The following is a 26,492-nucleotide window of genomic DNA, read 5'->3' as shown; positions in this document are numbered from 1 at the left end:
AAATTGTATGATATTGTGCCTCCTGATGTTTGAAATTTGACATTTGATATGCTTTTGTAAAATTTCAAATGATAAAATCGTACTATATCAAGAGAAAATATTACAATAATCAGGCTACATATAGAGGTAGTTTTGAAGTTAATATCTAAGTGCGGTACAATTACCAATATACTTGTATGACCAAAAGTTTGCGCGTAATTTATGTTTTTGCAATTTGTATTTTAATTGCAGGTGTAAACATGTGCTTTGCGCAAAATGCAAAACACGTATTGGGTTTTTCCAAGCTTAAAAAGTACGTTAACTATTTCAATTCGTTAGATACCGAGGCGGTAAAAAACTTTGTTCCTAATGCCGAATCGTTTAATTGGCTATCGCAAAATATACCTTTATTTGAGTGCCCGGATACCACTATCCAACAAATGTATTATTACCGTTGGTGGAGTTTTCGCAAGCATTTAGTTAAAACGCCAACCGGTTTTGTTTTTACCGAGTTTATAACCCCTGTTAAGTTTGCGGGTATTTATAACACCATAAGCTCGGCCCTGGGCCACCAGGTAAACGAGGGCAGGTGGCTGCATAACAAGCAATATATTGAAGACTATGTTTCGTTTTGGTTATATGAGGATGGCAAACAGCCAAAACCACACTTCCACGGTTTTAGCAGTTGGGTTGATGATGCCGTTTATAACCATTATTTGGTTACCCAGGATAAGGAATATATAAAACATATACTACCGGCGCTGGATGCCGATTACCGCAAGTGGGAAACCGAAAGGCAATTGCCCGATGGCTCTTTTTGGCAGTTTGACGTAAAGGATGCGATGGAAGAATCCATCAGTGGTTCCCGTAAGGATAAAAACGTGCGGCCAACCATTAACAGCTATATGTATGGTAATGCTAAAGCACTTGTAGCAATGGCTAAATTAACCGGTAACGATACGCTTGAACAACGTTATACCGCTAAAGCCGCTGCGTTGAAAAAGATAGTAAATGCTTTATGGGACGACAATGCAGCATTTTATAAGGTAAAGTTTGTTAACGGAACCCTGTCGGACGCGCGGGAAGCTATTGGTTTTATACCCTGGTATTTTAACTTACCTGCCGACGAGCCTAAGTATGCCGCACAGTGGAATGAGTTAACAGATACAGCGGGGTTTAATGCACCCTGGGGTTTAACTACTGCCGAAAGGCGTCACCCTAAATTTCGCACGCACGGCGTGGGTAAATGTGAGTGGGACGGGGCTATCTGGCCATACGCTACTACCCAGGATTTAAAAGGACTTGCAAATCTGCTTACCAATTATACCAATCGTGGTAAAATGACGAGTAAGGTGTTTTATGATAATATGCACAAATACGCATGGTCGCAGCAAATGAATGGTCGCCCGTATATTGGTGAGTATCAGGACGAAAAAAACGGTGCATGGTTAAAGGGCGATAATCCCCGGAGTACCTTTTATAACCACTCTGGTTATGCCGATTTGGTTATTAACGATTTGGTAGGTATAAAACCACGTGCCGACGAGGTTTTAGAAGTTTTCCCGCTTATCCCGCAAGGGCAGTGGGCTTGGTTTTGCCTGGATAAGGTAAGCTACCATGGGCATAACATTACCATTGTTTGGGATAAAAACGGCACAAAGTATGGTGCAGGCAAAGGCCTATTTATTTATGCCGATGGCAAAAAGATAGCACAAAGCGATGTGTTGAAACACGTTTTGGTTAACCTGCCTGCAAAAAAATAATTATAAATACAGAATAAGATATTAATGAGTAACCTTCAAAACTTAACTATACATTTTCCGCGCAAGCTCACGTTTGGCAATGGCTGCATAGCGGCACTGGCTGATGATTTGGTGGGTTTGGGCTGTTCATCTGTTTTGATAATCACTATAAAGCCGTTACAAAGTCAACTATCTAAACTTGTTGACGATTTAGAACGCAAAAATATTACAGTACACATTAACACCGATGTTGAGCAGGAGCCAAGCTATCAGGATTTTGAACAACTGATGCTTGTGGCGGTGCAAGCCAATCCGGATGCTGTGATAGGAATTGGTGGCGGCAGCGTTTTAGATGTGGCAAAACTGGTTGCTGCACAGTTAAACAATAGTCAGTCTTTACAGGATATAGTAGGTATTGGCTTGTTAAAGGGCCGTACCAAAACATTAATTTGCGCGCCCGCAACATCGGGTACGGGCAGCGAAGTATCGCCAAACGCCATTTTGGTTGATGATAGCGACCATCAAAAAAAAGGTATTATCAGCCCCTACCTGGTTCCCGATATTGTATATGTTGATCCTTTGTTGAGTATGAGCGTGCCGCCGCATATTACAGCAGCCACCGGCTTAGATGCATTAATACATTGCATAGAGGCTTATACCAACAAGTTTTCGCACCCGCTTATTGATATGTATGCTATTGAGGGCATCCGCCTTATAGCGGCCAACATTGTACAGGCAGTAAACAACGGTAGCGATGAGCATGCAAGGGCGCAGGTTTCTATGGGCAGTTTGCTGGGCGGCTTTTGCCTGGGCCCGGTAAATACGGCAGCGGTGCATGCATTATCCTATCCGCTGGGTAGTAGTTTTAATTTGGCCCATGGTTTATCAAATGCTTTATTACTGCCTTACGTTATGGAATTTAATTATCCGTCGGCAGCAGCTAAATACGCACAGGTTGCTATTGCGCTGGGCTGCCAGCCGCAGGCCAAAGATATGCTTACCGCTAAAGCAGGGATAGCCAAAATTGAACAACTGGTTGCCCTGTGCGGCATACCCGCAAGGTTAAGGGAAGTTAACATACCCCAGGACGCCATACCCGAAATGGCCGTAAATGCGATGAAAATTACACGCTTGCTTAAAAATAACCCGCGCGAGGTTACTTATACCGACGCCGTGGATATTTACAATGCAGCTTATTAACAATAAAGAAATATCAATTGTAACATGTTTATAGTACAATTTAGAACAGATTAATGAAAAAAAGATACAGTGGTGTAGTTATTCCGGCTATAACCCCGCTAACCGAGAGCCACGAATTGGATAAAGAGGGTGTTAAAAACATGTTTGCTAATTTTCACGCCAACAACGTGGAACCTTTTATATTGGGTACAACCGGCGAAGCGGCGTCGTTACCCATAACAGTTAAATTTGACTATATAAAGCTTGCCGGCGAATTAAAACAAGGTACCGATAAACTGTATGTTGGTGTGGCTTCAAACCGGTTTGAAGAATCTGTTTCGTTAGCAAAATATGCTTTCGAGAACGGTGCAGATGCTGTTGCGGCGCATTTGCCATCGTACTATAAACTATCAGATGCGCAGGTAAAAAACTATTACGAGCAATTGGCCGGCCAATGCGGCGGCCCGCTTATTATATACAACATTCCGGCTACAACACATATGTCTATTTCGTTAAAACTGATAGACGAACTGAGTTACCACGATAATATAGTAGGCGTTAAAGATTCTGAACAGAACGAAGAGCGCGTAAGAGAATCAATCAAGTTGTGGAAAGACCGCGAAGACTTTAGTTACTTTTTGGGTTGGGCGGCACGATCTGCCGATGCGCTGTTAAACGGAAGCGACGGCCTTATCCCGAGCACGGGTAACCTTTTTCCGGGGGTATATAACGCTATGATGGAAGCTGTGAAAAATGGCGATCACGATTTGGTATACGCGTTTCAAAAAAAATCAGACATGCTGGGCAAGTTATACCAATCGGGCCGTTTACTTGGCGAATCGTTATGGGCACTTAAAGTTTTAATGTACGAATCTAAATTATGCCTGCCTTACGTAATGCCGCCATTGTACCCTCAATCTGCCGATGATGAGGCGCAATTGATAAAAACCCTGCACGAAATAAGAGATAACGAAGGTTTGAATTTAAAAATTGATATATGCGATTAAAGCCGATAACAGGAATAACCATGGGCGACCCGGCAAGTATAGGCCCCGAGATTGCGCTGAAAGCTTTGCTAAAGCCGGAGTTGTATGAGATATGCCAACCGCTTTTGGTTGGCGATTACGATGTATTTAAGCAAATAGCCGATATTTTAAAAATTGATGTATTGCTTAACCGCGTAAGCAGCGTTACCCAGGCTGCTTTTAAATATGGCACTATAGATGTTTTTGATTTGGGCAATACCGACGTTAGCAAACTTAAATTTGGCGAAATATCTGCCAATTGCGGCGAGGCGGCTTTTCAATCAGTAAAAAAAGTAATTGAGCTGGCTTTAGCCGGCGAGTTGGATGCTACGGTAACGGGCCCTATCAACAAAAAATCGATAAACGAGGCCGGACACCATTTTGCGGGCCATACCGAAATATACGCCACTTTAACCAACACAACCAGGTATGCCATGCTGCTGGTTGAAGATAACATGAGGGTGATACACGTATCTACCCATGTATCGTTGCGCCAGGCTTGCGATCTGGTAAAAAAAGAACGCATTTTAGAGGTTACCGAATTGCTGCATAATGGCATGATACAACTGGGTGCAACCAACCTTAAAATAGGCATAGCAGGTTTAAACCCCCACGCGGGCGACTCCGGTTTGTTTGGCACCGAGGACGATTTGGAAATATTACCGGCAGTTGAGGAAGCGCGCAGATTAGGTTATGATGTTGAGGGCCCTGTACCTGCCGATACCATGTTTGCCAAAGCGGCAACAGGCTATTATGGTGGTGTGGTAGCCATGTATCACGATCAGGGGCATATTCCGTTTAAGCTTTCGGGCTTTAAATGGAATTCTGAGAAAAAACAAATGGACAGTGTTAAAGGTGTTAACATAACAATGGGTTTGCCAATCATCCGTACATCGGTTGACCACGGTACCGCGTTTGAAATTGCCGGAAAAGGTGTTGCCAGTGCTGATGCTATGGTATTGGCCATCGAATCGGCAGTGCAGCTTTATAAGCATCAAGCCGTTAATAAAACAGTTGCTGTTTAAATGATTATAGTTATTGCCGACGATTTTACCGGTGCTGCCGAATTGGGCGGCATAGGGTTACGCTATAACCTGAAGGTTGAAGTGAATACCCGGGTAAACTTGTTATCGAAGGCAGACTTGCTGGTTATAGCAACCGATACCCGGTCGATGTCAAAGCACGATGCCGTGCTGGAGATGGAACGGGTTACCGAAGAGATAGTTAAGCTAAACCCCACCCTGGTGTTTAAAAAGGTCGATTCGGTTTTGCGCGGCCACGTTGCCGAGGAACTATTGGCGCACATCGGCAAATTAAGTCATTCGCGTGCGCTGCTGGTGCCTGCTAATCCGGGTTTAGGGCGTACTATAGTTAACGGCCAATACTTGTTAAACGGCGAACCGCTGCATTTAAGCAATTTTGCCAATGATCCCGAATTCCCTATCAAAACATCTTCGGTAATTGAATTACTGGACGGGAAGGGTATAAAAATAACCTCGCAAAAGCACACCCAAACCATTAATTACGAAGGTATAGTAGTTGGAGATGCCGCCGGTTACGACGATTTGGCGGCCTGGGCCAACTTGGTTAACCGCAACATGATAATAGCCGGGGCGGCCAATTTTTTTACCGCCTTGCTTGATAAAATTGTTATCCCGGATGAGCAACCGAGGCAAATAAAACCTCGCGAATTTCAATATCCGGCACTTATTGTATCCGGTACTGCATTTAAAAAGAGCAGCGACGCCGTGATGCAACTTAAAGCCGATGGTTTCCCGGTAAGTTATATGCCGGTAAACATCGTCAGCAAGAGCGAAATAGAGGAAAGCGATTATGAGGATTGGTGTAACGAAATTATAGCATATATCACTACATTTGGCAAAGCCATTATAGCCGTCAATCCTCTGGATACAAAACAAATAAACAATCAAAATGGGTTGTTGCGTCAAAAAACAGCCACTGTAGTGGGGTTGATTGTTAAGCAATTGCACATTAACGAGTTACTGGTAGAAGGAGGCTCTACTGCTGCGGCTATTTTAAAACAACTGAGTATATCAAAAATTTACCCGGTTGAAGAATTGTCTCCAGGCGTTATCAGGATGAGTACGGATGATAGCCCGGAGTTGTTTATAACCATAAAACCCGGAAGTTACGCCTGGCCGCAATTGGTGCGTGGGTGTACTTTATATTAGCCCTATGCACAAAGAAACCTTACATTTAATTGATTATGTTATTATCATAGTTTCGTTGGCAACATCGCTTGGTGTGGGCCTGCGGTTTGGTCGCGGTCAAAATACAACTGCTAAATACTTTGTTTCGGCGGGTACCATACCATCGTGGGCCATCGGGATGTCGTTAATGGCAACATTGGTGAGCAGCGTTACCTTTTTAGCCTATCCCGGCGAAGGCTTCTCATCCAACTGGATATTATTGGTACAGGGGCTTATGGTACCTATCGTACTGCTGTTGATGGTATGGTTTATTGTGCCGCTATACCGCGAAGTTATAGGTTTGAGTGCTTACGAATATTTTGAAAAACGTTTTGGCGTATTTGCGCGCCTGTATAGTTCGATAGCGTTTGTGTTAACGCATTTTTCTAAAATGGGTACCGTGTTTTTTTTACTCGCCCTGGCACTATCTAATATGACGGGTGCTAATACCTTCCTCATTATTTGGGTAATTGGCTTTGTGGTAGTTTTTATAACATTAATAGGTGGTATTGAAGCTGTTATATGGGCCGATGTAATACAGGGCTTTTTGCTGATTTTAGGTGGTGTGGTATCGCTGGTGATCTTATTATTCGCCCTAAAAGGCGGCCCTGCCGAAGTTTGGCACATAGCCCAAAGTAACGGTAAAACAGGCTTTGGCCCTTACGATTTCAATTTTAAAAAGCTCACCTTTATTGTAATGGTTATTAACGGGGTTTTTTATGCCATTCAAAAATATGGAACCGATCAAACCATGGTGCAGCGTTACTTAACGGCTAAAAACGATAAATCGGCAATTAAGGCAACCTTATTGGGTGTTGGGCTTACCGTGCCGCTATGGGCATTGTTTATGTTTATTGGTACCGCGTTGTTTGTTTTTTATAAACAAAACCCCCTGCCTGCTGGCATGAGGCCCGATGCCGTTTTTCCGTATTTTATCATGACTAATTTGCCGCCGGGCGTTGTGGGTTTAATATTGGCTGCGTTAATATCGGCAGCCATATCCAGCTTAGGGTCTGATTTGAATTGTCTGGGTGCCATAGGTGTTGAGGATTATTATAAACGTATGTTCCCCAAAAAAACCGACATGCAAAATTTAAAAGCCGGTCGTTGGATAGTTGTATTTGGCGGCCTTGGTGCCATAGGCATTGCATCGTTGTATTTAATGGCCGGCGACGAAGGTGTTTTGGGAATTGTATTTACACTTTACTCCATATTTTCGGGCGGTATAGCGGGGATATTTCTATTGGGCTTATTTAGTTCGAGGGCAAACAGGCAGGGTTTATTGATAGGGGTTTTGACCTGTGTGTTATTCACCGCTTACGCTTTTTTAACATCAACCAAAATAGGTTTGGGTAAAGAGAAACATGTATTGCTTGATATGGGTATTTACAGCTTTAAGCAGCACAAATATATGTTAGGCGTTTACAGCCATATTATAGTAATAGTAGTAGGTTATTTAGCGAGCTTGTTTTTCCCCAAACCGGTATTGAATAAAAACCTGCTTTTTAGCGGCTGGCTTGAAAAGCGCAGGAAAATAGCCGCCGAACTTAAACAATAATTAACAGGAGTAAAATGAAGGCTTTTTTTAAAATACAATTGTTGCTTTTGAGCGTGTTTTGTTTTTTTGGAGCTCACGCTATTCCTGTAAGGGCCAAACAAACTATTACCATTGTTACATCCGTAAATAGTCCGGTACGTGTTAGTTTTGGCGCGGGCAGGTTAACGGCCGCGTTAACAGCAAAAGGTTACAAGGTAGTTAACGCACACCAAATTACTGCTAAAGGGAGGGTGATAGTAATAGGCGTAACAGGTAGTGATGCGATATTGGCTGCAACAAAACAATGGCATTTGCCGATGAAGAAAGTAGCTTTCCATAAAGAAGGGTTTATGCTCTCATCTTCGGCACAAAAAAATATTGTTGTTGAGGGTTTAGATAATTCGGGCGCGTTATACGGCTGTATTGAATTGGCCGACGAGGTGAAAGATACCGGAACATTGCCCGAACAGATTGCCAAAGCCGATCATCCCGAAATGGTATTGCGCGGTGCTTGTATCGGCATGCAGAAGTCTACTTACTTGCCCGGTCGTGGTGTTTACGAATACCCTTATACTCCCGAAAGTTTCCCCTGGTTTTATGATAAGGCCATGTGGCTTAAATATCTCGACCAAATGGTTGAGAACCGCATGAACTCGTTGTACTTATGGAACGGGCACCCATTTGCATCATTGGTACGCCTGAAAGATTACCCTTACGCAGTTGAGGTAAGCGACGAAACTTTTAAAAAGAATGAAGAGATTTTTAAGTTTTTAACGCAGGAGGCAGATAAGCGCGGTATTTGGGTGATACAAATGTTTTATAACATCATCGTATCAAAACCATTTGCCGAGCATAACCACATGAAAACACAGGACAGGAACCGTCCGATTATTCCGCTTATTGCCGATTATACCCGTAAATCAATAGCCGCCTTTGTAGAAAAATACCCCAACGTTGGCTTAATGGTATGTTTAGGCGAAGCGATGGAAGGTGTAGGGCAGGATGATGTGGACTGGTTTACTAAAACCATTATCCCCGGCGTAAAAGACGGATTGAAGGCTTTAGGTAAAACCGAAGAACCACCTATAGTTTTACGCGCTCATGATACCGATGCGCCTACCGTGATGAAGTATGCTTTACCACTTTATAAAAATTTATATACCGAAGCTAAATATAACGGTGAGGCTTTAACAACGTACACCCCGCACGGCCCCTGGGCCGAATTGCACCGCACATTGAGCCATTTGGGCAGTGTGCAGATAGAAAACATCCACATTATGGCTAATTTAGAGCCGTTTAGATACGGCTCGGCAGATTTTATACAGAAATGTGTGCAGGCTATGCATAGCGTGTACGAATCGAACGGTTTGCATATTTACCCGCAGGCATCTTATTGGGACTGGCCCTACACAGCCGATAAGGCTGATACCCGTTTGTTGCAAATGGATAGGGATTGGATATGGTACAAAGAATGGGCGCGATATTCCTGGAATTGCCACCGCGACAGAGAAGCCGAAAAAGTATATTGGGATAAACAGCTTGCCGAAAAGTACGGTTGCGACATCCAACATAGTGCTAATATTTTAGAAGCTTATGAGCAATCGGGCGAAATAGCGCCTAAGCTGTTGCGCCGTTTCGGTATTACCGATGGTAACCGCCAAACCTTAACGTTAGGCATGTTTATGAGTCAGTTGGTTAATCCCGAAAGGTACGGTTTGTTTACCTTGTTGTATAACTCGGAAGGGCCGGAAGGGGAGATGCTTTCCGAATATGCCGAGAAGGAATTTAAGCACCAACCACATATTGGCGAAACTCCGGTTAACGTAATAAACGATGTAATAGCCGAAGGCCAAGCCGCCGTTGCAGCAATTGATGCTGCGGAAGCCGGTGTAAAGGCCGGTAAGCTTGAGTTTAAACGCTTAAAAAACGATATATATTGCTACAACGAGCTTGCCAATTTTTATGCAGAAAAGGCAAAGGCAGCACTTTTAATATTAAATTACAAATACTCAAATAACCTTGCCGATTTGCAAAATGCTATCCCGCATATGCAGAGCAGTGTGGCGCACTTTAAGCAATTAGCCAATTTAACTAAAGATACCTACCTCTACGCCAACAGTATGCAAACCGGGCAGCGCAAAATACCAATAGGCGGTAACGACGGTAAAAATAAAACCTGGGTTGAACTGCTGCCCAAATATGAGCAGGAATTGAGCCGGTACATCAAAAATGTAGATTCGTTAAAACTGCATGCAGGCGAGGCTTCCCAAACTCACGAACTTGTTTTAGAGCCTGCAAACGTAACCTGGTTATCGGGCACGCAGGGTATTTATACTTTGAACCAAAACTCTTCGGTTTACACCGATACAAGCCTGGTTACCAATGTTTATGATGGTTTACTCAAAAACCTGCAAGGTGTTAAATTATCCCAAAAGCAACAAATAGCTCAGGGTACTACCCTTAAATTCAGCACAGATAAATCTGTTAAGCTATTGGTTGGCTTTTTTAAGGAGAAGGGCGCTAAATATTCCGCAGAGCCAACTTTAGAGAATGATGCCAGTGCCAACGATTACGGCCAGGCGGAGATTAAAATAGGCAATGCCATTGTTTTTACAGATATGCCCCCCGTAAATATTCATGCCTACAGCTTTGCTGCGGGTACACATACTTTAACCTTAGCCAAAGGCGAGTGCCTTGTATTAGGCTTTATTGATGGTAACGCAGCCTTGCCGGTATATGATGCAGCCATGAACAAAGGCGGCGCCAACCGTAAGCTCGACGCACTTTTTAATTGAAGTGTATGTTAAGATGATATAAACTATTGAAAACATGTTATACAAACGGATAAAGCAATCAGGCTATATTCGTTTTAGTAAACCTGGCAAAACCATCAATTGAGTTTTATTTTTTGCTTTTGAATACCGTTTCAATTACAACCGATGAAGAGCCCGTTATATATTTTTACCATTGCTGTTGTTTTGTGCGGCACTGCAAATACCAAGGCACAGCAAAGCCCGCTAAAGCTATGGTATAACCAACCTGCCGAAAAATGGACAGATGCTTTACCTATTGGCAACGGCACGCTTGGCGCAATGATATACGGCGGTGCTAACTCAGATCGTATTCAATTTAATGAACAAACTTTATGGACCGGCGAACCACGCAGTTACCAGCGCACCGGAGCATCAACTTATTTGCCCACCATCAGAAAACTACTTTTTGAAGGTAAACGCACGGAGGCCGAAGCCCTTGCGGGTAAATATTTTATGGGCGAAAAAAATGGCGAGGATACTTATCCTGCCCGGTTTGATGTATGGTTTAAAAAAGTAACTGCTAATAACAATGCCATATTAACTACCCTGAATAATAAAAACTGGCACGATATGAAAATACCTACCACTAACGGATGGGAATCATCGGGCATTGCCGAACTTGCAGGGTTAGATGGCGTAGTATGGTTGCGTAATGCATTTGAATTGCCTAAAGGCTGGACGGGTAAAAACCTGGTTATTGATTTGGGCCGGATAAGGGATATGGACATAACCTATATCAACGGAAAAAAAATTGGTTCTACCGATTCTACAAGCGTTATCCGCAGGTATAAAATAGATGGTTCATTGCTTAAAGAGGGACGAAATGAAATAGCCATACAGGTTATTAACCCTTTTGATAAAGGTGGCCTGGTAGGTGGTAAAAGCGGACAAAAAACATTTTCAATATATCCCTACGGAGAAAACCCTGAAGATGCCATAACTTTAAACCCCGTTTGGCAATATTGGATACAAGATTATCAGCCGCCGGCTTCTCCCAGATACCAGGCCGAGTATCAGCCCTTTGGCGATTTAATATTGAACTTTAAACAAAAAGGTAAATTAATTGATTATAAGCGCGATTTGGATATTGGCAAGGCCATAGCCACAACATCATACACCTGCAATGGCATTAGGTTTACACGTCAATATTTGGCAAGTTATCCCGATAAGGTTATTGTAATACATTTAAAAGCAGATAAGGCGGGGCAAATTAATCTGGATGCTTTGCTGCAAACACCCCACAAGCTATCAGCTGTGAGCAAAATTGATGCACATACCATTGGCCTTAATTTAAAGGTACAAAAGGGTGTGCTTAAAGGCGCAAGCTATTTGTATGCAACGGCAAAAAGCGGAATAATAAAAGTAGTGGATAATCATATCAACATAACCAATGCCGACGATGTTACCTTATACTTAACTGCCGCTACCAGCTTTAAAAATTATCTGGATGTATCGGCCAAGCCGGAGGAGCTATGCAAGCAAACGCTACAGACTGTTAAAACCAAAACGTTTGTTAATGTTAAAGAGCGCAGCATAAAAGATTATCAAAAATATTTTAATACTTTCTCGGTAAATCTGGGTGCGGGTAAAAATCAAAATTTGCCTACTAACGAGCGCATCGCACAATATTCGTTTACTGCCGACCCAAGATTGTTATCACTTTACATACAATATGCTCGGTATTTACTGATAGCCTGTTCGCGGCCAGATAGTAAATTGCCCGCCAATTTACAAGGAATTTGGAACGATCAACTGGTGCCACCCTGGGGCAGCAAGTTTACCACCAACATTAACCTCCAAATGAATTATTGGAGTGCCGAAGAGTTAAATTTGAGTGCGTGCATACAGCCGCTTTTTAAAATGATAGGCGGCCTTAGTACTACAGGTGCAAAAACGGCCAAAGTTTACTATAACGCTCCGGGCTGGGTAGTACACCATAACACCGATATTTGGTTGGGCACCGCGCCAATTGATGCACCAACCAATGGCATTTGGCAAAGTGGTGCAGGCTGGTTATGCCATCATTTATGGGAACATTATTTGTACACTCAAGATACCAGTTTCTTGAAACAACATTATCCCGAAATGAAAGCCGCCGCTCAGTTTTTTGTGAGTACATTGGTTCATGATCCCCAAACTGGTTACCTTATTTCCACGCCATCAACCTCTCCCGAACATGGTGGCCTTGTTGCTGGGCCCGCAATGGACAGGCAGATCATTCGCGATTTGTTTAAAAACTGCATAACGGCATCTCAAATACTAAAAACCGATTTAGCGTTCCGCAAAACTCTTGAAGAAAAATATATGCAAATAGCTCCCAATAAAATTGGTAAATACGGGCAATTGCAGGAGTGGATGGAAGATAGGGACGATACAACTGATACGCACCGGCATGTATCGCACCTTTGGGGTGTTTACCCCGGTACAGATATTACGTGGGATGGTAATGCTGATATAATGAAAGCCGCAGAAAAATCGTTTAAGTACCGTGGCGACGAGGGCACGGGTTGGAGTTTAGCCTGGAAGGTAAACCTGATGGCGCGCTTTAAAAAAGGCGACCACGCTATGATGTTGGTAAATAAGCTATTAAGCGTTGCCGAAATTGGTAATGCAAAAGAAAAAGGCGGCGTGTACAATAACCTGTTTGATGCGCACCCGCCATTCCAGATTGATGGTAACTTTGGTGGTGCAGCCGGTATTGCCGAAATGCTGCTACAAAGCCAGCAAGGCTATATTGATTTATTGCCTGCCCTGCCCACCGCCATTGCCAATGGTGAGGTAAAGGGTATTTGCGCCCGCGGGGGCTTTGTACTCAACTTGAAATGGCAAAACGGCAAATTAATGCAGGTGCAGGTAACTTCAAAAGCAGGTGGCGAATGCTTGTTAAAATATGGCAGCATTAGCCAACGTTTTAAAACTATAAAGGGCAAAAGCTATAGTTTTAATGGTGAATTGAAAGCGATATAATTTAAAACTTGAGATGATGGCAGATAAGGTTAAGCAATGTTATAAAACGCTATGGGTGGGTTACAAAAGCTGCTTAATATTAGTGCTTTGTTTATTGTTTGGCGTCCGCTCTTTTTCGCAATCTGCAATACGTAAAGATATTGTTTTAAAAACTAACTGGCTCTCTGTGGCCAACGATACCAATATAAATGCCTATAACGGCTTTGAGCAAGCGGCATTTAATACCCAAAACTGGCAACCCGTTACGGTGCCCCATAACTGGGATACTTACCAGGGTTACCGCAGGTTAAAACATGGCGACAGGCATGGTTACGCCTGGTACCGCACCAGTTTTATTGTAAAAGACATCTCTGCCGATAAGGCATATTTTCTGTTTTTTGAAGGTGTAGGCTCCTACGCTACGGTGTGGCTAAATGGTACAAAGGTTGGTTACCATGCCGGTGGCCGCACAACATTTACCTTAAATGTAAGCCAGTATCTGCTTAAAAATAAACCTAATATACTGGCCGTCCGGGCAGATCATCCGGATAAAATTCAGGATCTGCCCTGGGTATGCGGTGGCTCGGCGGATGAGGTTGGCTTTTCGGAGGGTTCGCAGCCAATGGGAATATACCGGCCCGTACATTTTATTATCACCGGTGCCGTGAGGATAGAGCCGTTTGGCGTACACATCTGGAACGATACTACGGTAACCGAAAAATCGGCGGATCTGAATATAGAAACCGAAGTAAAGAATTACAGCAACAAACCTAAAAAGATAGCTGTAATTAACAGGTTAATAGATGAACGCGGTATTGTAGTTGCCGAAGCCGTTAGCGAAAATGCTATTCCAGCGGGTGCTACAATGGTTTATAAGCAAAAGCTCAATTTTACACACGTACATTTATGGTCGCTGGGGCAACCTTATTTGTACAAAATGGTGTCTAAGGTGATGGATGGCCAAAGGCAGTTAGATCAGGAATCAACACCTTATGGCATCCGTTGGATAAGTTGGCCCATTGGCCGGGGCGGTAGCAATAAACAGTTTTTACTTAACGGTAAACCGGTATTTATAAACGGCGTTGCCGAGTACGAGCATAAAATGGGGCAAAGCCACGCTTTTAGCAATGCGCAAGTTCGTACACGTGTAATGCAGGTTAAGACGGCGGGCTTTAATGCTTTCCGCGATGCGCACCAGCCGCATAATTTAGCATACCAACAGTATTGGGATGAATTAGGCATACTATGGTGGCCGCAATTTACCGCCCACATTTGGTATGATACCCCGGCTTTTCGCGAAAACTTTAAAACGCTTTTAGCTGATTGGGTTAAAGAACGGCGCAATAACCCGTCGAATATTCTTTGGGGGCTACAAAACGAAAGCAGGCTACCTGCCGATTTTGCTGCGGAATGCTGCGAACTGATCCGCAAACTTGATCCCACTGCATCGTCGCAACGCAAAATAACAACCTGTAATGGCGGTAACGGTACCGATTGGGATGTGCCACAAAACTGGACAGGCACCTACGGCGGTAACCCCTTAACCTATGCAACCGACCTTGAAAAGCAAATACTGGTTGGTGAGTATGGCGGATGGCGAAGTATTGATTTACACACCGACGGGCCATTTGCACAAAACGGCGCATTAAGCGAAGACAGGCTGGATTTATTAATGGAAACCAAAATACGCCTTGCCGAATCGGTTAAGGATAAAGTTGCCGGGCATTTCCAATGGTTGCTCAGTTCGCACGAAAACCCGGGCAGGGTGCAAGGCGGCGAGGGCTGGCGGGAGATGGATAGGGTAGGCCCTGTTAACTACAAAGGTTTATTAACCCCCTGGGGCGAACCAACAGATGCCTTTTATTTATATCGGGCTAATTATGCGCCCAAAGATAAAGAGCCAATGGTTTACATCGTATCGCACACCTGGCCGGATAGGTGGCTATCGCCCGGAACGAGGGATAGCTTGAGCGTTTACTCCAACTGCGATGAGGTTGAACTATTTAACGATGTTAACGGCCAATCTTTCGGTAAAAAAAAGAATGGAGGTAAAGGGACACATTTTACATGGGACAGGGTAAACGTGCAATACAATGTGCTTTATGCTGTAGGATATGTAAAAGGGAAGAAGGTAGCCGAAGATTATATTGTGCTCAATCACTTGCCACAATCGCCAAATTTTCAAGATCTGAATACTGAAGGAAAGGATTTATTGAAACCAAATGCGGGTTTAAAATATATTTACCGGGTTAATTGCGGCGGCCCCGATTATACCGATCAGTTTAACCATGTTTGGCTTGCCGATGTGCATCAAACCAATAATAAAACATGGGGCTCAACCTCGTGGACGGACGATTTAGCCGGAATGCCCGCCATGTTTGGCAGCCAGCGCCGCACTTTCGATTTGATAAAGGGCACTACCGATCCGCAATTATTCCAAACTTTCCGTTACGGGCTTGATAAGTTGAAGTATGATTTCCCGGTTGCCGATGGCGATTATGAAGTTGAGTTTTACTTTACCGAGCCCTGGTACGGTACAGGCGGCGGGATGGATTGCACGGGCTGGCGTTTATTTGATGTTGCCGTTAATGGCCATACTGTTATCAATAACCTTGATATTTGGAAAGAGGCCGGGCACGATAGGGCTTTAAAAAAGGTTGTTAAGGTGCATGTAACCGGCGGGCATTTAACCATCAACTTCCCTCATGCAGAATCGGGAGAGGCTATTATTTCGGCCATCGCTATAGCATCGGTTAATAAAAATGTGGTGGCTGCCCTGCCGTCGGCTTCTGTTATTCATAATTTGGTTGTTACCAATCCATCTCAGGCTAAAAATTGGTCGGCAAAAACATGGCTTGATGTTGGCAATAAACTATATACAAACGACGAAACAGAAATAGCCCAGTTACCGCCAAATCTTTACGGCGCCGAATGGATAAAAACGCCAAAAGTTACTATTGAAGGCGCGGGTGCTTTGGCTAAATTCAACACCACAGTTGATGCCGATGTTTACATAGGTTTAGACGCAGATATTAAACAATTACCAGCCTGGCTGCACGATTACGATAACACCAAAACCCTGATGGTTAACGATGCCAACGGTGGTAATAAGTTTATGCTATACCACAAACGCTTTAAAGCAGGTGCCGAGGTTAGTTTAGGCTACAATGCCGATAAGGCATTAATGTATTTGGTAGCCGTACAGCCTGTTACGGAAATGGAGCCCGCTACCGATTTAAAAACCACAGTATCATACAAAGCAGAAACGGCCACCTTGAGCGGTGAAGGCACAGTTATAAGTATGGTTAACGGGCGTAATTGCATCACCTTTAAAACTACAGGTTCGGGGGCAGAATGGGCAATATCAACCGGAGTGGCCGAAGCGCACGAGATGCGTATTAAATATGCTAATACAACAGGTAAAACATTAACGGCTAACATTAAACTACTGGCTGCCGATGGCACTGTGATGAAAGAAGCACAATTGAAATTTGGTAAAACCGAAGCCGATAAATTTAAAACAGTGGGCACTACAACCGGTACGAGCATTAACGCGGGCAATTATAAAGTAATACTTAGCGCAGTGGACGCCGAAGGGTTAATAGTTTCGGGCTTAGAGGTGCAATAATATTGAAATACATGAATTTAACAGCTATACAAAATAACTATTTACTGCGCCTAAGTTTAATGCTGCTCGGCTTGCTGTTAGCTAACAATACCATAGCCCAACAAATAGTAAATGGCATAAGCCTGCCCGATGTTTTAACCTTAAATAACGGTACCAAAATTACCACCGCCAAACAATGGAAAATAGAGCGCAGACCAGAGTTGATAGCGTTTTTTAAAAAAGAAATGTACGGCCAATCTCCGGGTAAACCAGCCGGGGTAACCTATAAGGTTTTTGATAACGACAGCAAAGCCTTAGGCGGCAAAGCCACACGTAAACAAATAACGGTTTACTTTAATGGTAAGCAGGATGGGCCGCAGATGGATATTTTGTTGTACATCCCAAACAATGTTAAACATGCGCCTGCAATTGTAGGGTTAAACTTCGATGGTAATCAATCGGTAAATATTGACCTTGCTATAAAAATGAGCACAAGCTGGATGGATAAAACCAAAGGCGTAGTTAATAACCGCGCTACCGAAGCCACGCGTGGTATTGATGCCGGCCAATGGCCGCTTGAAATGATATTAGATAAAGGCTACGCCGTTGCCACCGTTTACCGGGGAGATATTGACCCCGATTTTGACGACGGATTTAAAAATGGCGTGCAGGTTTTATACCCGGAATTGCAAAACCGGGGCGATAACTTTGCCACCGTAGCAGCATGGGCATGGGGCCTGAGCCGGATATTAGATTATCTGGAAACTGATAAAGCTATTGATAGCAAACATGTGGCGGTATTTGGCTTTTCGCGATTGGGAAAGGCTGCACTTTGGGCAGGTGCTACCGATGAACGCTTTCCGCTGGTTATCAGTAACGAATCGGGAGCTGGTGGTGCCAAACTATTTCATTTTAAAGGTGGCGAGGGTACAACAAGGTTAGATACCAAGTTCCCGCATTGGTTTTGCGGTAATTTTAAAAAATATATGGGCCAGGATTCTATCCTGCCGTTCGATCAGCATATGGTTATTTCGCTCATAGCGCCCCGGCCTGTTTACGTTGCAAGTGCTAAGGATGATACCAACTCCAATCCCGAAGCTGAGTTTTGGGGCGCAAAAGCTGCCGATCCGGTTTATCGGCTGTTGGGTACCAGTGGCTTACCTGCCAACCAATGGCCAGCTTTAAGTGAGCCGTCTGTTGGCCGCATTGCCTATCACGTTCGTCCCGGTGGCCATAATGTAACTGATTACGATTGGATTCAATACCTCAGTTTTGCCGATAAATATTTAAAAAAGCCTTGATGACAAAGAAGTTGATATTGGGTTTTTTAGGCTTGTTTTTCGCCATAGATGCTTTTGCGCAAACATTATGTGTAACTAATTTAAGGTGCGAATATCGTGTTAATCCCATAGGCATCACGGCTGCCAGTCCCCATTTTAGCTGGGAAATAACGTCAACCGGCTTTAATGTGGTGCAAAAAGCTTATCATATACTGGTAGCAGATGATCCGGCTTTGCTGCAAAAGGGAATAGGCAATATATGGGATTCGCAAACGGTAAATTCAAACTCCACTATACAGGTGCCTTATGCCGGCCCGGCTTTGGTATCAACAAAAAAATATTACTGGCGCGTATCGGTTATCGATTATAAGGAACATAGTTTGGTATGGAGCAGCATCGCCCAATGGCAAATGGGATTATTAAATACCGCCGACTGGAAGGGTGCCAGTTGGATTGCCTACGAAGTCATGCCCGATTCTCTGAAAATATTACCTGGTATTGCAACTCCCGGCACAAAAAAGCATTCGCCCGGTACTGATGTTTTACCAATATTGCGCAAAAGCTTCAAGGTAAGCAAACCAGTTAAAAATGCTACCATATTTATATCAGGCCTGGGGCATTTTGAAATGAATTTGAATGGCGCAAAAGTGGGCAATCATTTTTTAGATGGCGGCTGGGTTAACTACCAAAAGGAAGCCGAATATGTAAGTTTTGATTTAACAGAGCTGTTAAAAAAGGGCGAAAATGCCTTAGGCATAATGCTTGGCAATGGTTTTTACTTTACACCGAGCGGCAGGTACCGCAAGCTTACGGTAGCTTATGGTTATCCTAAAATGATATGCAGGTTGCTGGTACAATATCAGGATGGTACAACCGAGAACATCGTAAGCAATACATCGTGGAGAACAACTGCCGGGCCCATTACATTTTCATCCACTTATGGTGGCGAAGACTATGATGCCACTAAAGAACAATCCGGTTGGGACAAGCCCGGTTTTAATGATGCCGCCTGGAAAAACGCCATTATAGTGGACGGCCCTCCGCAAATAAATGCGCAAACTACCGAACCAATAAAGGTAACCGACGTTTTTACGGCCAAAAAGATAACTCAACCCAAGCCGGGCGTTTGGGTTTACGATATGGGCCAAAATTCATCGGGCATACCGCAAATAACGGTTAAGGGTAAAAAAGGCGACACGATAAAAATTGTACCCTGCGAATTGCTGGATAATGATGGCCTTGCAACACAAAAAAACACAGGTGTACCGGGTAAAAATGGATATGGCCATTGGTACACTTATATTTTAAAAGGCAACGGTATAGAAACCTGGCAGCCGCGTTTTTGCTTTTATGGTTTTAGGTACCTACAGGTAACAGGCGGTGTTCCGCCAACCGGGGCTAATCCCGATAAGGAACCGCAATTATTGGCTGTAAAAGGTTTGCACACGCGTAATTCGGCAGACAGGGTGGGCGAGTTTAGCTGCTCGAGCGATTTGTTTAATAAAACCAATACCTTGATTGACTGGGCTATACAAAGCAATATGGCAAGCGTGTTAATGGATTGCCCGCACCGCGAAAAATTGGGCTGGTTGGAGGAAGATCACCTGATGGGTAACTCCTTGCAGTACAATTACAATTTGGCAACGCTGTTTAAAAAGATAATAAACGATATGCGCGAGGCTCAAACCGCAGATGGTTTGATACCCGAAATTGCCCCTGAGTTTACCGTATTTGGCGATGGTTTCCGCGATTCGCCCGAATGGGGGAGCAGCAGCGTATTATTGCCTTGGTATGTGTACCAATGGTATGGCGATAAACAGGTTTTGGCCGATAGTTATGATATGATGCAACGGTACATGGCCTATCTGGATAAGCAATCAAAAAACCATATCCTTACCCAGGGTTTAGGCGATTGGTATGATTTGGGGCCTAAGCATCCCGGTGTTTCGCAACTCACATCGCAGGGGGTAACTGCCACCTCCATTTATTATTATGATTTGGTAACGTTAAGCAATATTGCTACGCTGCTAAACCAACCTGCCGATGTGGAGCGTTACGCTAAACTGGCGGAACAGGTAAAAATAGCGTTCAATAATCAATTTTTTAATAAAGAAACTAAACAATACGATACCGGCAGCCAAACGGCAAACGCGATAGCTGTTTATATGAAATTGGTTGAGCCTCAATACAAAGCTGCCGTGGTTGATAATATTGTTAAAGAATTGCGCAGCCATAACAATAGCCTTACCGCCGGGGATATTGGTTATCGGTACCTGCTAAAAGTACTTGATGATGAAGGGCAGTCGGATGTGATATTTGATATGAATAGCCGCACTAATGTGCCGGGATATGGTTTCCAGTTGGCAAAGGGTGCAACGGCACTAACCGAATCGTGGCAGGCGCTATCCGGCGTATCAAACAACCATTTTATGCTCGGGCATATTATGGAGTGGTTTTATGCCGGTTTGGCTGGGATAAGGCCGGCTGATAATGATGTTGCATATAAACATATCGTTATCCGCCCGCAGCCTGTGGGCGATGTAACATCGGCGAAAGGCAGCTACCACTCCATGTACGGTACAATAATAAGCGATTGGAAAAAGGCGGGAACCGATTTTTATTTAACGGTTACCATTCCGCCAAATACCACTGCAACGGTTTATTTACCTGTTGCCGAAACATCGCATGTAACGATGAATAACGAGCCGATAGAAAATCATATCGGCGCAAATAATAGTTTAGCATTTCATGTCGGTTCGGGAGTTTACCGTTTTAGGGCCGCTAAGTAATTATATTAAAATGAAGAAAATCAGATGCGCAATTTTATTGGCATTAACTACAATGTTGGCCTCCTTTACCTATGGCCAGTCCGAAATAAATAAGGTTCCGGAAAGTAAAATGAAAGAAATTTACGAAGAGGTAAAAACGCCTTATAAATACGGAATGGTAGTGGTGCCCGATACCAATATTAAAAAGATTGATTGTCCTACGGTTTTCCGCAAAGGCAATAAATGGTGCATGACGTATATTATATTCAATGGCCGTGGTTACGAAACCTGGTTAGCTAAGAGTGACGACTTGCTTAACTGGAAAACCCAGGGCCGTATTCTGTCTTTTTCCGACACTACCCATTGGGATAATAACCAAAAAGCGGGCTATCCGGCGTTGGAAGATACCAAATGGAGCGGAAGCTATGAATTGCAAAAATACGATGGCAAATATTGGTTATCCTATTTTGGCGGACACGATCGTGGTTACGAAAAAGGTTTGCTATCCATTAGTGTAGCATCAACCGATAAAGACCCATCAACCGCGCACGAATGGCAAACCCTTGGCAAACCCGTTTTAATGGCTACCGATAGCAATGTTAGCTGGTGGGACAACCACACGCTTTATAAAGAAACCGTAATATGGGACAAGGCTAAAACAGCGGGTTATCCTTTTTTAATGTATTATAATGCCAATGGCGACAGTGTAAACAAAAAGCGTGGTGCCGAACGCATTGGCATGGCTGTATCAAACGATATGGTACACTGGATGCGTAACCGTAAGGACCCTGTGCTGAATCACGGTGCAGGCATAACCGGCGACCCCAATATTGAAAAGATTGGCAACGTATGGGTGATGTTTTATTTTGGTGCTTTCTGGAAAACGCATGGCGGCGCGTTTAACCGCTTTGCCTGTTCGTACGATTTGGTAAACTGGACCGATTGGGACGGTGAAGATTTGATTAAGCCGTCGGAAGTTTTTGACGCGCAATTTGCCCATAAATCGTTTGTGGTGAAGTATAAAGGTGTGGTTTATCATTATTACTGCGCCGTAAACAAAGCCGACCAACGCGGTATTGCAGTGGCTACATCAAAAGATATGGGTAAAAGCCCGGTGCATTTTGTAGCCCCGCCGCCATCAAAAGCACGATCGTTAAAACAAAACTAAATGAAGTTTAAATTATACTTTTGCCTGTTTTTAGTGTTTAGTTGCGGCATGGCCGTTGCGCAGCAGCACAAACCTGCCGAAAATTTTAACCAGGGATGGAAGTTTTTTTTAGGAAACGATAGCACAGCCAGCAAACCCGGTTTTGATGATTCTAAATGGCGCAAACTAAATTTGCCGCACGATTGGAGCATTGAAGGCGCGTTTAACGAGAAGGCTGCATCAACAACCAATGAAGGGGCTTTGCCTACCGGCATAGGTTGGTATCGCAAAACTTTCAAACTCGCGGCAGCATCAGCACACCAAAACTTTGCTATTGATTTTGATGGCGTTTACAAAAACAGCGAAGTTTGGATAAACGGGCACTATTTAGGCAAACGGCCAAATGGTTATATTTCCTTTAGGTATAATTTAACGCCGTATCTGCATTTCGGTAGCAAGGCAAATGTTATCGCCGTAAAGGTTGATAATTCCGAACAGCCCAATTCGCGCTGGTATTCGGGTTCGGGTATTTATAGAAACGTGTGGTTGGTTTCTGTACCGGCAGATGGTATCCATTTTGCCCATTGGGGCACATTTATTACCACGCCTAAAATAACCGATAAGGTTGCGAGTGTAAATTTAAACTTCACGATAAACGGCGAACCAGACCCCAGAGAATATGTTTTAACCACAGTTATATATGACGGGAATGGTAAACGTATAAAAACGTTAACTAAGGATTGCAATTTAACACAGGGCAGCACTATTCAGGTTAACCAATCATTTAATATGGAATCTCCACAACTTTGGTCGACAGATCATCCACATTTATATAAGGTGGTTACTAAGTTGTGTTTTATAAGTCTTATCGCTAATGAGCCACCTGTTCTTGTTGATACTTACACAACTACATTCGGCATCAGGTCATTCAATTTCGATAAGGACAAGGGTTTTTCTCTGAACGGTAAACCGTTAAAAATACACGGCGTTTGCATGCATCATGATTTAGGTGCTTTAGGTGCCGCCGTAAATACCCGCGCTATTGAACGGCAGTTGCAAATTTTAAAGGCAATGGGCTGTAATGCTATCCGCACATCGCATAACCCGCCCGCTCCGGAATTTTTAGACCTGTGCGACAAGATGGGCTTTTTAGTAATGGACGAGGCCTTTGATATGTGGGCCAAAAAGAAAAACAAGTTTGATTATTATAAAGACTGGAAAGCCTGGCACAGGGTTGATTTAATAGACCAAATTAAGCGCGACAGGAACCACCCCTCGGTTTTTATGTGGAGCATTGGCAACGAGATACGCGAACAGTTTGATAGTAGCGGTATTACAATAGCTAAAGAATTAGTTGCTATAGTGAAATTTATCGATCCAACGCGCCCTGTAACATCCGCCCTGAGCGAGAACAAGCCGGATAAGAATTTTATATATCAATCGCACGCGTTAGATGTTGTTGGGTTAAATTACCATACAGAAGCTTACGCAGATTTTAAGAAAAACTATCCCGGCGAAAAATTTATCGCTACCGAAACTACGTCGGCGTTAGAGAGCAGGGGGCATTACGATGCATTATCGGATACCACATTGAAATGGCCGCATAATTCCAAATCGAAATTTACGGATGGGAATACAGATATGACGGTTTCGGCATACGATAATGTGGCCGCTTACTGGGGTACAACGCACGAGGAAACCTGGAAGATCATCAAGAAATATGATTTCCTTTCGGGATTATTTGTTTGGACAGGTTTTGATTATATAGGCGAACCTACGCCATATCCGTGGCCGGCCCGCAGTTCGTATTTTGGTATTGTTGATTTGGCCGGTTTCCCTAAAGATGTTTACTACATGTACCAAAGCGAATGGACGGACAAGCGTGTTTTGCACCTGTTACCTCATTGGAATTGGCAACCGGGTAAGGTAGTTGATGTTTGGGCTTACTATAATAATGCCGACGAGGTTGAATTATTTTTAAATGATAAATCGCTGGGTATTAAAAAGAAACAGGGTGATGATTTGCACGTGGCCTGGCGAGTACCCTATCAGCCGGGAACGTTAAGGGCAGTATCCCGTTTAAACGGGAAAGTTGTATTAACCGAGCAAATAAAAACCGCCGGTAAACCCGCTAAAATAGAGTTGATTGCCGATAGGAAGAATATAAAAGGTGATGGCAATGATTTATGCTACATCACCGCAAGAGTTTTAGATGCCGACGGAAACATGGTGCCTTATGCTGATAATTTATTAAAATTTAGCATAACAGGCCCTGCTACAATTGCCGGGGTTGATAACGGGCAGCAAACCAGTTTAGAGCCTTTTAAGGGTAATCAGCATAAGGCGTTTAACGGTTTATGCTTATTAATTGTGCAATCAAGGCAAATAAGCGGTAAAGTGAGCGTATCAGCTTCTTCGCCGGGCTTAAACGGGGTAACAATAAATTTGGTAAGCAAGTAATTGAATGGTAAATACAGTCCTGATAAGATAGTATAGTTTTTGGAGAAATGGCTATATAAAATCATCATTACAGCGGGTTAGCTTTATAACATTATAACCTAAGTCCTTTTTAAGGGCTAAACTGTTAATTATGAAGCAACAATGCATTTTTAATCATCTTATAGCCGATGGTTTTTCAACGGCGCGCCAAAATATAACGGCGGCATGAAAGTTTTGCCCATTGCCGATTTAATTGTGATATTATGCTACCTGTTAGCCATGATTGGCGTAGGTTTTTACTTTTCGCGAAAAAACAGAAGTTCCGAACAATATACCAAGGCATCAGGCTCTATCCCCGGTTGGGCCATCGGCATGTCAATCTACGCCACGTTTTTAAGCAGCAATACATTTTTAGGTGTACCGGGCAAAGCATTTGGCGGCAACTGGAACGCTTTTGTATTCAGTATATCAATGCCCTTTGCAGCGTGGATAGCAGCCCGGTATTTTGTGCCCTTTTACCGTAACAGCGGCGAAATATCGGCTTATACTCATCTCGAAAAACGCTTTGGCCCCTGGGCGCGTACCTATGCCGTGGTTTGTTTTTTGCTCACCCAGTTTGCGCGTATGGGGTCGATATTTTTCGGGATAGCGTTAAGCCTACAGGCATTAACAGGCATATCAATGAAACTCATTATGATAGTAATGGGTGTATGCATTATTATTTATACGCTACTGGGCGGCATAAAAGCCGTAATATGGACGGAGGTTGTGCAAGGTGTAATTAAAACCCTGGGAGCCATCCTGATAATTTATCTTATTGTAACCAATATGCCCGGTGGGCTTCCAAAAATTATTGAGATAGGTAAGGCCGATAGCAAATTTAGTTTGGGTAGTTTTTCGCCCAATTTTACCAAATCAACATTTTGGGTGGTATTGCTTTATGGCTTTTTTATCAATCTCAATAATTTTGGTATGGATCAAAATTATATACAGCGTTACCATACCGCGGCATCGTTAAAACAGGCTGTACGTTCGGTATGGTTGTGTGTTTGCATTTATGTGCCGGCATCGTTTTTGTTTTTCATTATAGGATCTTGCCTGTACGCTTATTACTCCGTTTACCCCGAATTAATAGAAATTATTAAGCACCAGGCGGCTATCGAAAAGTTACCCGTTTCGGCATCAGCGGCGCAAATTGCCGGTATGGCAGCGCATTTAACCCCGGCAGACTACGGCGATAAAATAATGCCGCATTTTATGGTTACTAAAATACCCGCCGGTTTAGTGGGACTAATTGTATCGGCCATACTTTCGGCAGCTATGAGTACCATTAGTTCGGGCATGAACTCGTCGGCAACGGTATTTACGGTTGATATTTATAAGCGCTATTTTAAGCCCGGCATCAACGAAAGGCAAACCATGAACGTGCTGCATGTTGGCACCGTTATTTTTGGCCTGGTAGGCATGGGAGCAGGCATAGCCATGATAGGCGTTAAAAGCATATTAGATGTATGGTGGACACTATCCGGCATTTTTGCGGCAGGTATGCTGGGCCTGTTTTTGTTGGGTATTATAAGCCGCCAAAGCCGTAACCACGAAGCTATTGTAGCAACCATTATTGGCATTTTGGTTGTGCTTTGGATGACGTTCCCGGATATTATCCCAGCCGAATACACATTTCTGCATAGTTCTATGCATGCTAACATGATAATTGTTATCGGCACACTTTCCATTTTTTTAGTAGGGGTGCTGCTAACCAAAGTACGGCAGTTAAAACTTGCCCGTTCAACCAACCACAGCAGTTAAAATATAATAAATAC

General features: G+C 43.5%; 14 protein-coding genes. All 14 read left to right on the top strand.

Translation table 11 applies throughout. From position 1 onward, the window contains the following. Positions 1 to 176 precede the first annotated feature (176 nt). Positions 177 to 1,742: an MGH1-like glycoside hydrolase domain-containing protein gene (locus BDD43_RS22335; protein WP_121199927.1), complete on the top strand. Its 1,566-nt coding sequence runs from the start codon at positions 177 to 179 to the stop codon at positions 1,740 to 1,742. A gap of 24 nt (positions 1,743 to 1,766) precedes the next feature. Beyond that, complete coding sequence (locus BDD43_RS22330; protein ID WP_121199925.1) at positions 1,767 to 2,921, top strand: iron-containing alcohol dehydrogenase; 1,155 nt, start codon at positions 1,767 to 1,769, stop codon at positions 2,919 to 2,921. Between the two features lie 53 nt (positions 2,922 to 2,974). After that, entirely contained in the window at positions 2,975 to 3,907 is a 933-nt protein-coding gene (locus BDD43_RS22325) for a dihydrodipicolinate synthase family protein (RefSeq protein ID WP_121199923.1), read from the top strand. Continuing rightward, complete coding sequence (gene pdxA, locus BDD43_RS22320; protein ID WP_121199921.1) at positions 3,898 to 4,950, top strand: 4-hydroxythreonine-4-phosphate dehydrogenase PdxA; 1,053 nt, start codon at positions 3,898 to 3,900, stop codon at positions 4,948 to 4,950. Before BDD43_RS22325 ends, pdxA begins: the two co-directional genes overlap by 10 nt. Beyond that, positions 4,951 to 6,117 carry a four-carbon acid sugar kinase family protein gene (locus BDD43_RS22315; protein WP_121199919.1) on the top strand — a complete coding sequence of 389 codons (1,167 nt, stop codon included), beginning with the start codon at positions 4,951 to 4,953 and terminating at the stop codon, positions 6,115 to 6,117. Positions 6,118 to 6,121: 4 nt separating this feature from the next. Then, a complete protein-coding gene (locus BDD43_RS22310) occupies positions 6,122 to 7,693 on the top strand; it encodes a sodium:solute symporter (protein ID WP_121199917.1) in 1,572 nt (523 codons plus the stop codon). Between the two features lie 14 nt (positions 7,694 to 7,707). Then, on the top strand, positions 7,708 to 10,467 hold the full coding sequence (locus BDD43_RS22305) for an alpha-d-galacturonidase (RefSeq protein WP_121199915.1): 2,760 nt from the start codon (positions 7,708 to 7,710) through the stop codon (positions 10,465 to 10,467). A gap of 144 nt (positions 10,468 to 10,611) precedes the next feature. Beyond that, complete coding sequence (locus BDD43_RS22300; RefSeq protein ID WP_121199914.1) at positions 10,612 to 13,452, top strand: glycoside hydrolase family 95 protein; 2,841 nt, start codon at positions 10,612 to 10,614, stop codon at positions 13,450 to 13,452. A 13-nt stretch (positions 13,453 to 13,465) separates the two neighbouring features. Next, positions 13,466 to 17,059 (top strand): malectin domain-containing carbohydrate-binding protein, encoded by a 3,594-nt coding sequence (locus BDD43_RS22295; RefSeq protein WP_121199912.1) that lies wholly within the window; start codon positions 13,466 to 13,468, stop codon positions 17,057 to 17,059. Between the two features lie 11 nt (positions 17,060 to 17,070). Then, on the top strand, positions 17,071 to 18,339 hold the full coding sequence (locus tag BDD43_RS22290; protein WP_246001733.1) for a glucuronyl esterase domain-containing protein: 1,269 nt from the start codon (positions 17,071 to 17,073) through the stop codon (positions 18,337 to 18,339). Beyond that, complete coding sequence (locus BDD43_RS22285; RefSeq protein ID WP_121199910.1) at positions 18,339 to 21,107, top strand: family 78 glycoside hydrolase catalytic domain; 2,769 nt, start codon at positions 18,339 to 18,341, stop codon at positions 21,105 to 21,107. The genes BDD43_RS22290 and BDD43_RS22285 overlap by 1 nt, the downstream gene beginning before the upstream one ends. A 10-nt stretch (positions 21,108 to 21,117) precedes the next feature. Continuing rightward, positions 21,118 to 22,254: a glycoside hydrolase family protein gene (locus BDD43_RS22280; protein ID WP_162847146.1), complete on the top strand. Its 1,137-nt coding sequence runs from the start codon at positions 21,118 to 21,120 to the stop codon at positions 22,252 to 22,254. Beyond that, complete coding sequence (gene galB, locus BDD43_RS22275) at positions 22,255 to 24,693, top strand: beta-galactosidase GalB (protein WP_121199906.1); 2,439 nt, start codon at positions 22,255 to 22,257, stop codon at positions 24,691 to 24,693. It abuts the gene before it with no gap. A 204-nt stretch (positions 24,694 to 24,897) separates the two neighbouring features. Further along, positions 24,898 to 26,478, top strand: a complete 1,581-nt coding sequence (locus BDD43_RS22270; protein ID WP_121199904.1) for a sodium:solute symporter — start codon at positions 24,898 to 24,900, stop codon at positions 26,476 to 26,478. The last annotated feature ends 14 nt before the right edge of the window (positions 26,479 to 26,492 follow it).

The organism is Mucilaginibacter gracilis (assembly GCF_003633615.1).
Lineage (GTDB): Bacteria > Bacteroidota > Bacteroidia > Sphingobacteriales > Sphingobacteriaceae > Mucilaginibacter > Mucilaginibacter gracilis.
This window is presented reverse-complemented; position numbering and strand designations above follow the sequence as displayed.

Coding starts and splice junctions, on each gene's coding strand:
- BDD43_RS22335 (WP_121199927.1), top strand. CDS start 177: ATGACCAAAAGTTTGCGCGTAATTTATGTTTTTGCAATTTGTATTTTA.
- BDD43_RS22330 (WP_121199925.1), top strand. CDS start 1,767: ATGAGTAACCTTCAAAACTTAACTATACATTTTCCGCGCAAGCTCACG.
- BDD43_RS22325 (WP_121199923.1), top strand. CDS start 2,975: ATGAAAAAAAGATACAGTGGTGTAGTTATTCCGGCTATAACCCCGCTA.
- pdxA (WP_121199921.1), top strand. CDS start 3,898: ATGCGATTAAAGCCGATAACAGGAATAACCATGGGCGACCCGGCAAGT.
- BDD43_RS22315 (WP_121199919.1), top strand. CDS start 4,951: ATGATTATAGTTATTGCCGACGATTTTACCGGTGCTGCCGAATTGGGC.
- BDD43_RS22310 (WP_121199917.1), top strand. CDS start 6,122: ATGCACAAAGAAACCTTACATTTAATTGATTATGTTATTATCATAGTT.
- BDD43_RS22305 (WP_121199915.1), top strand. CDS start 7,708: ATGAAGGCTTTTTTTAAAATACAATTGTTGCTTTTGAGCGTGTTTTGT.
- BDD43_RS22300 (WP_121199914.1), top strand. CDS start 10,612: ATGAAGAGCCCGTTATATATTTTTACCATTGCTGTTGTTTTGTGCGGC.
- BDD43_RS22295 (WP_121199912.1), top strand. CDS start 13,466: ATGATGGCAGATAAGGTTAAGCAATGTTATAAAACGCTATGGGTGGGT.
- BDD43_RS22290 (WP_246001733.1), top strand. CDS start 17,071: ATGAATTTAACAGCTATACAAAATAACTATTTACTGCGCCTAAGTTTA.
- BDD43_RS22285 (WP_121199910.1), top strand. CDS start 18,339: ATGACAAAGAAGTTGATATTGGGTTTTTTAGGCTTGTTTTTCGCCATA.
- BDD43_RS22280 (WP_162847146.1), top strand. CDS start 21,118: ATGAAGAAAATCAGATGCGCAATTTTATTGGCATTAACTACAATGTTG.
- galB (WP_121199906.1), top strand. CDS start 22,255: ATGAAGTTTAAATTATACTTTTGCCTGTTTTTAGTGTTTAGTTGCGGC.
- BDD43_RS22270 (WP_121199904.1), top strand. CDS start 24,898: ATGAAAGTTTTGCCCATTGCCGATTTAATTGTGATATTATGCTACCTG.